Source organism: Pseudoalteromonas sp. SG43-6, assembly GCF_014164365.1.
GTDB lineage: Bacteria > Pseudomonadota > Gammaproteobacteria > Enterobacterales > Alteromonadaceae > Pseudoalteromonas > Pseudoalteromonas rhizosphaerae.
In genome coordinates this window covers 23,036-36,561 of sequence record NZ_JACJEZ010000037.1, presented here as the reverse complement: position 1 = coordinate 36,561, position 13,526 = coordinate 23,036, and the positions used below count along the sequence as shown (strand labels likewise).

General features: G+C 40.7%; 11 protein-coding genes. 4 read left to right on the top strand and 7 right to left on the bottom strand.

All coding sequences use genetic code 11. From position 1 onward, the window contains the following. The first annotated feature begins 55 nt into the window (after positions 1 to 55). On the top strand, positions 56 to 2,320 hold the full coding sequence (gene clpA, locus H5201_RS15500) for an ATP-dependent Clp protease ATP-binding subunit ClpA (RefSeq protein WP_145233074.1): 2,265 nt from the start codon (positions 56 to 58) through the stop codon (positions 2,318 to 2,320). Positions 2,321 to 2,496: 176 nt separating this feature from the next. On the opposite strand, the gene infA is transcribed toward clpA, so the two are convergent. The 5 genes from infA to trxB all read right to left on the bottom strand — a co-directional run bounded on the left by infA (position 2,497) and on the right by trxB (position 8,487). Beyond that, positions 2,497 to 2,715, bottom strand: coding sequence for a translation initiation factor IF-1 (gene infA, locus H5201_RS15495; protein WP_002962494.1), 219 nt, complete (start codon positions 2,713 to 2,715; stop codon positions 2,497 to 2,499). Positions 2,716 to 2,805: 90 nt separating this feature from the next. Then, positions 2,806 to 3,510 (bottom strand): arginyltransferase, encoded by a 705-nt coding sequence (locus tag H5201_RS15490; protein WP_182717359.1) that lies wholly within the window; start codon positions 3,508 to 3,510, stop codon positions 2,806 to 2,808. Next, on the bottom strand, positions 3,503 to 4,219 hold the full coding sequence (gene aat / locus H5201_RS15485; protein ID WP_145233076.1) for a leucyl/phenylalanyl-tRNA--protein transferase: 717 nt from the start codon (positions 4,217 to 4,219) through the stop codon (positions 3,503 to 3,505). The genes H5201_RS15490 and aat overlap by 8 nt, the downstream gene beginning before the upstream one ends. Positions 4,220 to 4,396: 177 nt before the next feature. Further along, a complete protein-coding gene (locus H5201_RS15480) occupies positions 4,397 to 7,210 on the bottom strand; it encodes a bifunctional aconitate hydratase 2/2-methylisocitrate dehydratase (RefSeq protein ID WP_182785038.1) in 2,814 nt (937 codons plus the stop codon). A 326-nt stretch (positions 7,211 to 7,536) separates the two neighbouring features. Further along, complete coding sequence (gene trxB, locus H5201_RS15475) at positions 7,537 to 8,487, bottom strand: thioredoxin-disulfide reductase (protein WP_138562378.1); 951 nt, start codon at positions 8,485 to 8,487, stop codon at positions 7,537 to 7,539. Between the two features lie 288 nt (positions 8,488 to 8,775). On the opposite strand from trxB, the gene pssA reads away from it, so the two are divergent. The 3 genes from pssA (at position 8,776) to H5201_RS15460 (ending at position 11,231) form a co-directional block, all read left to right on the top strand. Next, positions 8,776 to 10,101 carry a CDP-diacylglycerol--serine O-phosphatidyltransferase gene (pssA, locus tag H5201_RS15470; protein ID WP_149982341.1) on the top strand — a complete coding sequence of 442 codons (1,326 nt, stop codon included), beginning with the start codon at positions 8,776 to 8,778 and terminating at the stop codon, positions 10,099 to 10,101. A 146-nt stretch (positions 10,102 to 10,247) separates the two neighbouring features. After that, entirely contained in the window at positions 10,248 to 10,700 is a 453-nt protein-coding gene (locus H5201_RS15465; RefSeq protein WP_182785037.1) for a GNAT family N-acetyltransferase, read from the top strand. Then, positions 10,701 to 11,231, top strand: a complete 531-nt coding sequence (locus H5201_RS15460) for a GNAT family N-acetyltransferase (RefSeq protein WP_182731288.1) — start codon at positions 10,701 to 10,703, stop codon at positions 11,229 to 11,231. It abuts the gene before it with no gap. A gap of 69 nt (positions 11,232 to 11,300) precedes the next feature. Here the strand turns inward: H5201_RS15460 and H5201_RS15455 are convergent, their stop codons facing one another. Both H5201_RS15455 and H5201_RS15450 read right to left on the bottom strand, forming a co-directional pair. Further along, a complete protein-coding gene (locus H5201_RS15455; protein ID WP_182785036.1) occupies positions 11,301 to 12,083 on the bottom strand; it encodes a nucleoside-binding protein in 783 nt (260 codons plus the stop codon). 75 nt (positions 12,084 to 12,158) lie between these two features. Continuing rightward, complete coding sequence (locus H5201_RS15450) at positions 12,159 to 13,472, bottom strand: Na+/H+ antiporter NhaC family protein (protein ID WP_182785041.1); 1,314 nt, start codon at positions 13,470 to 13,472, stop codon at positions 12,159 to 12,161. Positions 13,473 to 13,526 lie beyond the last annotated feature (54 nt).

Genomic DNA, 13,526 nt, shown 5'->3' with positions numbered 1-13,526 from the left:
GATCAAAATACCCATCACAACGGTATAAAAATATTATCTCAGTAAGGGGTTGCTAATGCTAAACAAAGATTTAGAACTAACTTTAAACGCGGCGTTTCGCGAAGCGCGTACACGTCGCCATGAATTTATGACTGTAGAGCACCTATTACTTGCCCTACTTGATAATCCATCGGCTGGAGAAGCGCTACACGCCTGCGGGATTGATATGGCAGCATTAAAAGCTGAGCTATCAGAGTTTATTAATGAGACCACTCCAGTCATTCCTGACTTAGAAGAAGAACGTGAAACTCAACCAACACTTGGTTTTCAGCGGGTATTGCAACGCGCAGTATTTCATGTGCAATCATCGGGTAAAAACGAAGTAACAGGCGTCAATGTGCTGGTTGCCATTTTTTCAGAACAAGAAAGCCAAGCGGTTTACTTGCTGAAAAAAGCTGATATTTCGCGACTAGATATTGTGAACTTTATATCTCATGGTATCTCTAAAGCAGACGATGACATGGGCGGTGAAGATGCTGATGACATCCATGAAGAAGTACAAGCCGTTCAAGGCGAAGAGCCAAGTAAATTAGAAAACTTCACGTCTAATTTGAATGTACTCGCCCGTGAAGGGAATATCGACCCATTGGTGGGCCGTGATAGTGAAGTAGAACGCACGGTGCAAGTACTGTGTCGTCGTAAAAAGAATAATCCGTTATTAGTTGGCGAAGCTGGGGTAGGTAAAACCGCTATTGCTGAAGGTCTAGCGTATCGCATAGTGCATGAACAAGTACCCGAAGTGATTGCCGATGCTGTGGTGTACTCGTTAGATATGGGGGCATTACTTGCAGGTACTAAATACCGCGGTGATTTTGAAAAGCGCTTTAAAGCATTACTAAAAGAGCTTCAGGCGAAACCAGGCGCTATTTTGTTTATTGATGAGATCCATACCATAATTGGTGCCGGCGCAGCCTCTGGTGGCGTTATGGACGCATCTAACCTGCTTAAACCACTGCTTTCGAGCGGTAAGTTACGTTGTATGGGCTCAACTACCTATAATGAGTATAAAAATATCTTTGAAAAAGACCGTGCGTTAGTGCGTCGTTTTCAGAAAATTGATGTACTTGAACCAAGTGTCGCTGATACCACTAAAATACTTAATGGTTTAAAAGAACGTTACGAAGAGCATCATGGCATTCGCTATACGCAAAAAGCGTTAAAAGCGGCGGCAGAGCTCAGTGCTAAGTACATTAATGAGCGTCACTTACCTGATAAAGCCATTGATGTTATTGATGAAGCGGGTGCTAGCCAACGATTACAACCGATCTCTAAACGCAAAAAAACCATTGGTGTGGCAGATATCGAATTGATCGTGGCAAAAATGGCGCGTATTCCGCAGCAAAGTGTGTCATCAAGCGATAAAGAGACTCTTAAAAATCTTGATCGTAACTTGAAGATGTTGGTATTTGGCCAAGATCAATCAATCGATGCACTAACCTCGGCCATTCGCTTATCACGTTCAGGCTTATCAAATGAAGATAAACCAGTCGGTTCGTTCTTGTTTGCAGGACCAACGGGTGTAGGTAAAACGGAGGTAACTAAACAGCTTGCAAAATGTATGGGTGTTGAGTTTATCCGTTTTGATATGTCTGAGTATGTTGAGCGCCACGCGGTAAGCCGTTTAATTGGTGCGCCTCCAGGCTACGTTGGTTTTGAACAAGGTGGTTTGTTAACTGAGGCTGTGATTAAAAATCCACATTCGGTTGTCTTACTGGATGAGATTGAGAAAGCTCACTCAGATATTTACAATATCTTACTGCAAGTGATGGATCATGGCACGCTGACCGATAATAACGGCCGTAAAGCTGACTTTAGAAACGTTGTGGTGGTGATGACTACCAATGCGGGCGTACAAGAAACAGTACGTAAATCAATAGGCTTTACTGATCAAGATCATTCTCATGATGCGATGAGCGAAATCAATAAAGTATTTTCGCCAGAATTTAGAAACCGCCTAGATAACATCATTTGGTTTAACCACCTTGATCGTGATGTAACTTTACTGGTTGTTGATAAATTTATTGTTGAGTTACAAGCGCAGCTGGATAAAAAGTCAGTTAATCTTGAGCTTACTAATAAAGCGCGGGAATGGTTGGCAGATAAAGGCTACGATAAAGCTATGGGCGCACGTCCAATGGGCCGCGTGATCCAAGAGCAATTGAAAAAGCCGCTGGCAAACGAGATCTTATTTGGGCAACTTATCGACGGTGGCACAGTGAAAGTGTCTATCAAAGATAAAAAATTGCGTTTTGATTATGAAACGAATTTAACACCTGCATAATTACAGCGTTAAATAGAAAACAAAAAGCCCAGCAATTGCTGGGCTTTTTGTTTATTAAATGTAATTGTTAGTTTAGCTATCAATTACATTTAATAAACGCTTCAAGCTAATGTAGAAAGTAACTAAGTTACTCAGACAACTTAGCTAAAAACTTGATATTTCGTTAACGCACTAACTTAGCGAGCACGGAATACGATGCGACCTTTTGATAAATCGTATGGGGTCATTTCTACGGTAACTTTATCGCCGGTTAAAATGCGGATATAGTTTTTACGCATTTTACCTGAAATGTGAGCCACAACTACGTGACCATTTTCAAGCTCAACTCGGAACATTGTATTTGGTAAAGTATCAAGGACCGTCCCTTGCATTTCGATTACGTCTTCTTTCGCCATGTTTAGCGTAACACCTCTTTAATAGTTAAACGATGCAGATTCTGCCGAAAATACACCAATAAGTAAAGCCGCAGTAGGCATTTTTGTAAATTAAATAGCCAGCCACTGGTCTGCAACCCTATTTTGGGCAGGTAAAAATTGGGTTTTGTAACGCATTTTTGCACATTCATCAATTTGATAACCTAAATAGACAAATTCTTTATCGTATTGTTTGGCGAATTTGAGCTGCTCTAAAATCATAATTGTGCCCACACTGAAGTGCTCATAATCAGGATCAAAAAAAGTGTAAATAGCAGAAACAGCGTTGTGCATACAATCAGTTACCGCCACTGCAACCAGTTTCTCTTGGTCCCATAATTCAATAAAAGTAATTGGTAACCAGTGACAAAATATAAAGCTGTTAAACTGACTTTGTTCTGGTGGGTACATAGAACCGTCTTGGTGACGCTCGGTAATGTATTTACTGTATAACGGAAAGTATTCAGGGCGTTGTTGGTCTGAGTATTTCACGCAAAAGGCATTTTTTGCTTTATTAAGTTTACGTTTTTGTGATTTTGTCGGTAAAAATGCCTTAGCTAATACACGCACAGACTTACATGCGCTGCAAACAGGGCAGTGTGGTCGGTAAATTTGGTCACCACTACGGCGAAAACCGAGGGCCAGTAATTGCTCAAATTTGCCCGGGGTATAACAACTTGGATCCAAAATGACTAATAATTGCTCTTGGCGATCGGCTAGGTAGCTACAATCAAATTGTTGGCTTAAACCTAAACGAGCAGGTAAGTGTTCAGTCATAAATAGCGATAAGCTCCTGAGGTTGCCACATTGTTGTTGGAATAATAAACTCTTCTGCTTGTTTTAGTTTAGTTAAAAATTCTGAGCGCGGTAGCACTTTTTCACCTAAAGTGACTAAATAAGGATTCTCAAGCTGACAGTCAATAAAATGCGCATGGTGACGTTTCAACCAATTGACCAATGCCCACATGGCTAATTTTGAACAATTAGCTTGATGATGGAACATTGATTCGCCGCAAAATACGCCATGCTGCATAATACCGTACAAGCCACCAACAAGTTTGTCGTCTGACCAGATTTCTAAACTATGCGCTAAGCCTGCTTTATGTGCATCTTTATAAGCGTTGAGCATTTTTTTTGTGATCCAGGTGCCATCGGTTTCTAATCGTTGTTGGCGACAGGCTTCAATCACCTGAGTAAATTCGGTATTAATAGTCACTTTAACCGGATTTTTTTTCAGATGCTTGCGTAAGCTTCGGCTAATATGAAATTCATCGAGTTCAATGATGCCGCGCATACTTGGCGACCACCACATAATTGGCTCGTATTCACTAAACCATGGAAAAATACCGTAGCGATAGGCATTTTTTAATCGCGTTACAGATAAGCATCCACCAATGGCAAGTAAACCATCTGGATCATCTAATGCATGGGTGGGATCAGGAAAAGCAAAGTGGCTTTTAGCGAGTTGATAAAGTTGTTTAGTCATAACACCGATTGAATAACTGAATGATCAAGATAAAGTGTAACCTGTTGCTTTAAATTCACAAACCACAAATTATTGTGTTATCCATAGCCTCGTACAGGGCTTACTTCTGATAGGCAAATTGTAGGCATAAAAAAGCGCGTTAAAAAACGCGCTTAATTGAACCATTAACTAATCGAATTAGCTAACCACTTTTACGGGTACTGCTTGACCTGCGTTGAACTTAGTTGTCATCGCTTCTTCAACAGGTACAAACGATGTAAGGTCAATACCTTCAACTGCAGACTTATACTCTTCGATAGTCGGGAAACGACCAAGAACAGAAGAAAGTACTACAACTGGCGTTGAACCCAGTAGTGACTCACCTTTTTTCTCAGATGTATCAGCTACTACACGGCCTTGGAACAGACGTGTTGACGTTGCGATAACAGTGTCACCAGGTTCAGCTTTTTCTTGGTTACCCATACATAGGTTACAACCAGGGCGTTCTAGGTATAAGATATTTTCATACTTAGTACGTGCAGCCGTTTTTGGTTTTGCATCGTCAAATTCAAAACCTGCGTATTTAGCAAGGATATCCCAATCGCCTTCCGCTTTAAGCTCATCAACAATGTTATATGTTGGTGGCGCAACGACCAATGGCGCTTTGAATGAGATAGAACCGTTTTTCTTCTCAAGGTTACGTAGCATGTGAGCAATAATTTTCATATCGCCTTTGTGCACCATACACGAACCAACAAAAGCTAAATCAACAGGTTTGTCGTTGTAAAAAGAAACAGGGCGGATCACATCGTGAGTATAACGCTTAGAAACATCATCGTTATTTACATCTGGATCGGCAATCATTGGCTCAACGATTTGGTCTAAATCAACCACAACTTCTGCGTGGTATTTAGCGTTGTCGTCTGGAGAAAGTGCTGGCTCTTCACCAGATTGAATACCTGCAATACGCTTGTCGGCTAAGTCGATTAGACCTTGTAGCGTTTGTGCTTCGTTTTCCATACCTTTGTTGATCATGATTTGGATACGTGACTTAGCAAGTTCAATTGACTTAATTAACGTTTCATCATTTGAAATACAGATTGACGCTTTCGCTTTCATCTCTGCAGTCCAGTCAGTGAAGGTAAACGCTTGGTCAGCCATAAGAGTACCAATATGCACTTCAATGATACGACCTTGGAACACGTTTTCGCCACCAAATTGCTTAAGCATTTGCGCTTGCGTTGCATGTACAACGTCGCGGAAATCCATGTGCTTAGCCATTTTGCCTTTAAACGTCACTTTAACTGAATCAGGAATTGGCATCGCTGATTCACCCGTTGCAAGTGCAACAGCAACCGTACCCGAGTCGGCACCAAAGGCAACACCTTTAGACATACGTGTATGCGAGTCACCACCGATGATGATTGCGCGGTCATCAATAGTAATGTCGTTCAATACTTTGTGAATAACGTCAGTCATTGCATGATAAACGCCTTTCGGGTCACGTGCTGTGATCAAACCAAACTTATTCATGAACGCCATTAGTTTTGGAATATTTGCTTGTGCTTTGCTATCCCATACTGATGCAGTGTGACAACCAGACTGATATGCACCATCAACAAGTGGTGAAATCGTTGAAGCAGCCATGGCTTCTAATTCTTGTGCTGTCATTGGACCCGTTGTATCTTGCGAACCAACGATGTTCACTTTAACGCGAACATTTGAGCCTGCATGAAGTGGCGTATCTGATAGTACACCTACTGCATTACGGTTAAAGATTTTTTCAACCGCTGTTAAGCCTTGGCCTTCATGTGAAATTTCTTTTGAAGGTGCATACACAAGTGGAGTTTCAATGCCGAGTGTTTCAGCAGCAAACGTTTGTAGTTTTTTACCGAATACAACAGCGTAAGAACCACCGGCTCTCATGAATTCAACTTTTTGAGGTGTGAATGCTGATGAAATATCAACAAGTTCTTTATCACCGTTATAAAGCTTTTTCTCTTTAGTATTGATTGTTAACACAGTACCTGTAGCGACAGAGTACGCTTCTTCAAGCACTGCATCACCATTGTCATCAGTCACTGTATTGCCGTTTGCGTCTACTTTTTTAACCCAGTTTTTAAGGTCAAGACCAATACCGCCAGTTACATCAACCGTTGTTAAGAAGATTGGCGCAATACCATTGGTACCTGCAACAACAGGTGCAATGTTGATGAAAGGAACGTATGGACTTGCTTGTTTACCAGCCCAAAGTGCTACGTTATTCACACCAGACATACGAGATGAACCAACGCCCATCGTGCCTTTTTCAGCAATAAGCATTACTTTAGCGTTAGGGTGTTTCTTTTGAAGCGCAACAATTTCTTGCTGTGCTTCTTCAGTGATCATGCATTTACCGTGTAGTTCACGGTCAGCACGTGAATGTGCTTGGTTACCTGGAGATAGTAAATCAGTTGAGATGTCGCCTTCACCGGCAATATAGGTTACTACATCGATTTTTTCTTCGATGTCAGGTAATTTTGTGAAGAATTCAGCTTGTGCGAAACTCTCTAGTAACTCTTTAGCAATAGCATTGCCTGCTTCGTATGCCGCTTTTATGCGCGCCATATCTGCATCGTATAAGAATACTTGAGTCTTAAGTACTTCAGCCGCTTGTGCTGCGATTGCTGCGTCATCAGCAAATACTAAATCAATTAGCATTTCAATTGACGGGCCGCCTTTCATGTGTGAAAGCAGTTCAAATGCGAATTCTGGAGTGATCTCTGCAACTTGCTCTTCACCCAAAATAATTTCTTTTAGAAACTGTGCTTTAACGCCCGCAGCACTGGTTGTTCCTGGTAATGTATTAAAGATAAAGAAATGCAGTGAATCTTTACGGTGCTCGTTATTAGTATCTTTAATTTGATTAATGATTTCTGATACTAGTTCAGCGCTATCGATTGGTTGTGGGTTTAATCCAAGCTCCGTTTTACGGGTTTGGATTTCTTCCATATATTTTGTATACAAACTCATAGAAAACTCTCGGTATTTTACTTGATATGAAGTTAAGCATTTTAACTGATTTTACAGTCTCTAGTAATGCCTAAATGAATAAAGCTTTTCTGCCTAACTATAATTATAGCTAGTTTTACTTACTATACTTTGACGATATTCATTGCTCGGACTTAGATCCTATCGCACCTAAGCCATTAATTGTATAAATATGATTGATTCCGAGTATAAGTGTGGTGAATGTTGATGCGACTGCAATGAGTACTTTTCGGTGTTGGATGAGCCTTTATAATTTTTGGCCAAAAAAAAGGGCTGAAAATTCAGCCCTTACTATATGTTGTGTAAACTTATAGGTTATCTAAGAAACGCTCAGCATCAAGTGCTGCCATACAGCCAGTACCAGCAGAAGTGATTGCTTGACGGTAGATATGATCAGACACATCACCTGCAGCAAAAACACCTGGTACACTTGTTTGTGTTGCATTGCCGTTTAGGCCTGACTCAACCACTAAGTAGCCATCTTTCATTTCAAGTTGGCCAACAAACATATCAGTATTTGGTTTATGACCAATTGCAATAAATACGCCCGCTAAATCAATTTCTTCAGTGGCTTCTGAGTTTGCATCCTTGATACGAACACCGGTAACACCCATTTGGTCGCCCAGTACTTCATCAAGCGTACGGTTATAATGCATGACTACGTTACCGTTTGCTGCTTTTTCAGCGAGGCGATCGGCTAAGATTTTTTCACTGCGGAAGCTATCACGACGGTGAATTACATGTACTTCATCAGCAATGTTCGATAAATAAAGCGCTTCTTCAACCGCGGTATTACCACCGCCAACAACCGCAACTTTTTGACCTTTATAGAAAAAACCATCACAGGTTGCACATGCTGACACACCACGGCCTTGGAAGTTAGTTTCAGACTCTAGGCCCAAGTACTTAGCAGATGCACCCGTTGCAATGATCAGCGCATCACACGTGTAAGTACCTTGGTCGCCAGTTAGCGTGAAAGGGCGCTTAGATACATCAACAGTGTGTATGTGATCAAAGACAATTTCAGTTTCAAAACGCTCGGCATGCTCTTTCATACGATCCATTAATGCTGGACCTGTTAAACCGTGAGCATCGCCCGGCCAGTTTTCAACTTCAGTCGTTGTTGTAAGTTGACCGCCTTGTTGCATACCGGTGATCAATACCGGGTTTAAATTTGCGCGTGCTGCGTAAACTGCTGCAGTGTAACCCGCAGGTCCAGATCCTAAAATTAGCAACTTACAATGTTTTACTTCACTCATGTTTTTATATCCTAAACGTTTAATAGCGTATTAATGCGCTCGATTTTAAGAGAAACAAGAGGGAAGTAAATAAAAGCGGCGATTATTTTTTTTTCTAAATCACAAAGCTGTCAAATATTGTGTACTAGAATCATGATAAGTGTACGATTTGTATGATATCTGAGCTATTAATTCAGTATTAACTCAGCATGCGACGTTAATTCATGACCAAGCTGTGTTTTTTTGATATGTTTTAACTAATTTTGATTTGTGACCCTGATTAAGGGTGACCTAAGTGAATAGGCAATTATGTTATTTTGGCAGGAAAAACCCGCGTACGGGTTGACTTCAAAAGACGTTAACGTCTTAACCAATGCACAAGAATATCGCACGCATTTACTAGCACTGATTGCGCAGGCAAAAACACGTATTTATATTACGACACTTTATCTGCAAGATGATGAAGCAGGGCGTGAAGTGTTAGCAGCGTTACATCAGGCTTCATTAGCAAACCCCGCATTAGATGTAAAAGTGTTGGTTGACTTTCATCGTGCCCAACGCGGTTTAATTGGTGCGGCAAAGTCAGATGGTAACGCCAGTTTATATTGTGAATATCAAGAAAAATATCAATCAAATGTACAAATTTTTGGCGTACCAGTAAAAGCAAAAGAACTTTTTGGGGTGCTGCATTTAAAAGGTTTTGTAATTGATGATACGCTGCTTTACAGCGGTGCGAGTTTAAATAATGTGTATTTGCAGTATCAAGAGCGCTACCGGTTAGATCGCTATTTTTTAGTCGAGCAGGCCTCACTATGTGATTCTGTGATTGACTTTATTGAACATGAATTGTTGAGTTCTGAAGCCGTTCCACGCATTGATGTGCGGCCTTTAACAAAGTTTAATGATATTAAAATCGCACAAAAACAATTGATGCGTTCATTAAAGCAAGCTAACTACGCTCACAGTGTGGAGCAAAATGAGCAAGCACTTGGCGTGCGACTATTTTTAGGACTGGGACGACGTAATAACGAGCTTAATCGTGTGATCAAATCCTTATTTGATGCCACCGAGCAAGAGTTAGTGCTGTATACCCCATACTTTAATTTTCCTGCACCGTTAATGCGTTCCTTGCGCCGCTTACTAAAACAGGGCAAGCAAGTAACAATCGTAGTAGGCGATAAAACGGCGAATGATTTTTACCTGCCACCAAGTGAACCATTTAGTAAAATAGGTGCTTTGCCATACTTGTATGAAACGATTTTGCATAAATTTTTAAAATCGCAAAAGCGCCATATTATTAACGGTAATTTAAATGTGTATTTGTGGCAGCATGAAAGTAACTCATTTCATTTGAAAGGTATTTGTGCTGATCGTAAATATCATTTATTGAGTGGCCATAATTTAAATCCTCGTGCCTGGGGATTAGATATCGAAAATGGCATTTTATTAGAAGATCCTGAGCAAAGTCTCATGCCAGCAATCGACAATGAAAGAGCCGAGATATTACAACACTGTCGTCGTTTAAACGGTGCCGAAGATTTAGAAACCATGGACGATTACCCGCCAGCGGTTAAAAAACTGCTGGGGCAAGCTAAGCGTGTCAAAGTTGATTTTATTATTAAGCGTTTTATTTAACGCAAAGTTAGAGACTAAAATGTAAGTACTATAAAAGCAGCGGTTACGCTGCTTTTTGTTGATTTAGCCTCGGAGCTGTTGCCCAATTCCGCTACAATATTTTGCAAAACTGATGATGGTTATTTTAATATTCAAAGGAACTAACAATGCTTATTAAATCCGCCGAGAAAAAAGATTACGCCTCTTTAATTGAGATCTGGGAAGCTTGCGTTTCTCATACTCATGACTTTTTAACCCAACAACACATTGATGAACTGAAACCATTGATTTTGGCACATTATTTTGATGCTGTTAGTCTTTTTTGTTGTAAAGACAACAGTGGAAAAATAATCGGGTTTATTGGCGTTGCTGGCGGCAATATTGAAATGCTGTTTGTTGAGCCGACTTTCTTTGCGAAGGGGGTTGGCACGTTATTAATTAATTACGCGATTGATAATTTAGCGGCAACTCATGTTGATGTTAACGAGCAAAACCCTAAAGCCCAAGGTTTTTATTTAAGTAGAGGGTTTGAGCAAATAGGGCGCTCTGAATTAGATGGTCAAGGAAAGCCGTTTCCGCTGCTACATATGCGTTTAGCAAAAGTAGCTGAGGCTGACTAAATGGAACTGGTGATTTCAGATTCAATAACTTTAAAGCCATTAGATATTAGTCACGCAGTTGAACTTTACCAAGTTATCGCCGATAGTCGGGAAAATCTGAGTCAATTTTTACCTTGGGTGGATGACGTAATAGATGTTAATTCAACTAAACGTTATATATATGAACGACTACATAGCGGTAAAGCAGGTTCTCAGTGGTTTGCGGTATATATAGAGGATCGCTTAAGCGGTGTATTTGGTATTAAACACATTGATCCTGACAGTAAGGGTGCTGAATGCGGTTATTGGTTAGCTGATTTTGCACGCGGGCAAAGAGCCATGAATCAAGTGCTTACTAAAATAGTGCCTTATATAAAAAATAATAGTCATGCAAAAGTGATTGAGTTTTGTTGTTTAGAGGAAAACTTAGCGAGTATAAAGGTTGTGCAACGCGCAGGCGCACAATTTAAATATTATCAAAAAGAGACATCAATCTTCCTTGCTAATCAGCAACAGCAGCGTTTAGGTGTTTATGAAATAAAGCTAACGTGATCTGTGTTCATGGTAAGTAAAAAAAGCGCAATACAATTGATATCGCGCTTTATTATTATCGCTAACTCGCTAAAACGTCCACTCAACATGAAATTGCGGTACCGACTCAGTGGTATCGGTCCCTAGCTTGTTGTGCCAATATTGCCACTCAAGGCCAAGTAGTAAGGTGTTTTCTTTCATGCTGATGGCATTACCCAAGTCCCAAGTAATGATAGGCTGCGCTAAGATCCACGCCTTAACATCTTCACCAAATTCATTTTCGCGCTCAGCAATATATTCAACATGGCCAGTTACATTAAATTTTTGTGAACCAATCGAAAACGGGTAACCCCATGCAACATCTAGCATCCAGCTGTTAGTTTCAATAGGCGCGCCGCCACGCGCAACACCCTCGTTATCATCTATATAGGCCGTAACTAGGGTTGATAAAAAACTAAATCCTGGCGCTTGCCAATTTACTTTAACACCGGGTAAATACTTCAATACTTTAGCATCACCTGCGGCGTTAAAGCCCGCTGTTAATCCAACGTCAGCAATAGCGCCAAACGAAAAGTCATTACCGGTTATTTTAGAAAGGCTAAAAGTTGAATACCATTCGCCATAAAAGTCACGGTCTTGATAGCCATCATCAACATTATCATTAATGTAATCTATGAAGAAAAAGTTATCACCATAGTCATAGCCAGAGGCGTGTTGCAGTGAAGCGATTGATGTACCTGCTTCTTGTTCAGTAAATGGGTTTTTAAAATCGCCGTAGTTTAAATGTAGTTGCGTTGTGCTCCAATTTGCAGCAAAGCTAGATGTACTAACTGCACAAAGGGCGAATAAAGATAATGTTGATTTTATATTCATAACTATATGTTTAATGGGGAGTAAAGTGCAAAGTATAGCAGATACGCCCAAACGTGAGCGCATCTGCTTAAGTATTTATGCCTTATTTCGGCGTAGGCAAATTACAGCTATAGCAGTAAATGCCAATATAAAGCAGTAGTAAGATGAGGTTGATACTTGCCACGGGCTAATTTTAAATGTTGCGCCAAGTAGTAACGCTTGTGCACCATAAGGGAGAGATCCTTGCGTAACACAGGCGAAAATATCCAGTAAGCTTGCTGAACGCTTACCGCTGATCTCACCATCATCGGCAAGTTTTTTGGCGATAGGACCGGCAACAATAATCGACACGGTATTATTCGCTATACATACGTTGCTGGTCATAACTAACGCGGCAATACCAAGTTGATCTGCCACTTTTCGGTGCCATTTTGCAATGACTTTAGTAATGGCTTGAATCTTTTGCGCGATATAATCAAGGCCACCGTTAATACGAATAAACTCTGATAAGCCACCAATAAACATCGACAGCAAGAATATTTCTTGCATATCAGTAAAGCCCTTATAAATGTCTTTTACAAAGCTGGCACCTTCATAACTGCCAGTAAAGCCCATCAGTGCCGCAAATATAATACCGCTGAACAGCACCACAAATACATTAAAGCCCATCACCGCTAGTACTAAAATAAATGCATAAGGTAGTACTAATAGAATATCGTAATCTTTAGTGTCTACTGCTTGAGCCGCAGGAGTTAAAAAGAATAATAAACCAATAGTGAGGATAGCTGCTGGCAATGCGATTTTTAAATTCTCACGGAATTTATCTTTCATCTCACAGCCTTGGGTACGCGTTGCAGCAATGGTGGTATCAGAAATAATTGATAAGTTATCGCCAAACATCGCACCTGACACAATCGTACCTGCCATTAATGCTGGATCAATGCCTGTTTTAATTGATACCGCATAAGCAATCGGGCCGATGGCCCCGATAGTCCCCATTGAGGTACCCATGGCGGTTGATACAACTGCAGCAATTAAAAATAAACCCGGTAGCAGCAAAGCAGGAGGAATAAGTGATAAACCGGCATTTACAACAGCGTCAACACCCCCTGTAGCGCCGGCAACGGCGGAGAAAGCACCTGCAAGTAAGTAAATTAAACACATGGTAATGATGTTATTGTGACCAGCACCTTTTATAAAGGTTTCTACACTGTGATTAATGGTGTTTTTATTAAGGATAAACGCCAGCATGATCGCCGGTAAAATCGCAACTGGGGCAGGGAGCTGATAAAAAGCGTAATCGACCCCTTGTGATTGCAGGTATAAACCCGCGCCTAAAAATAAGGCGACAAACGTAAGTAGCGGCAGCAAAGATAACTTTGCATTAGTTTTATTAAATGATGGCTGCATCATATTCCTCGTTAGATAACTCATAGACAACTAGTGCAGCAAAAACATCCTTCT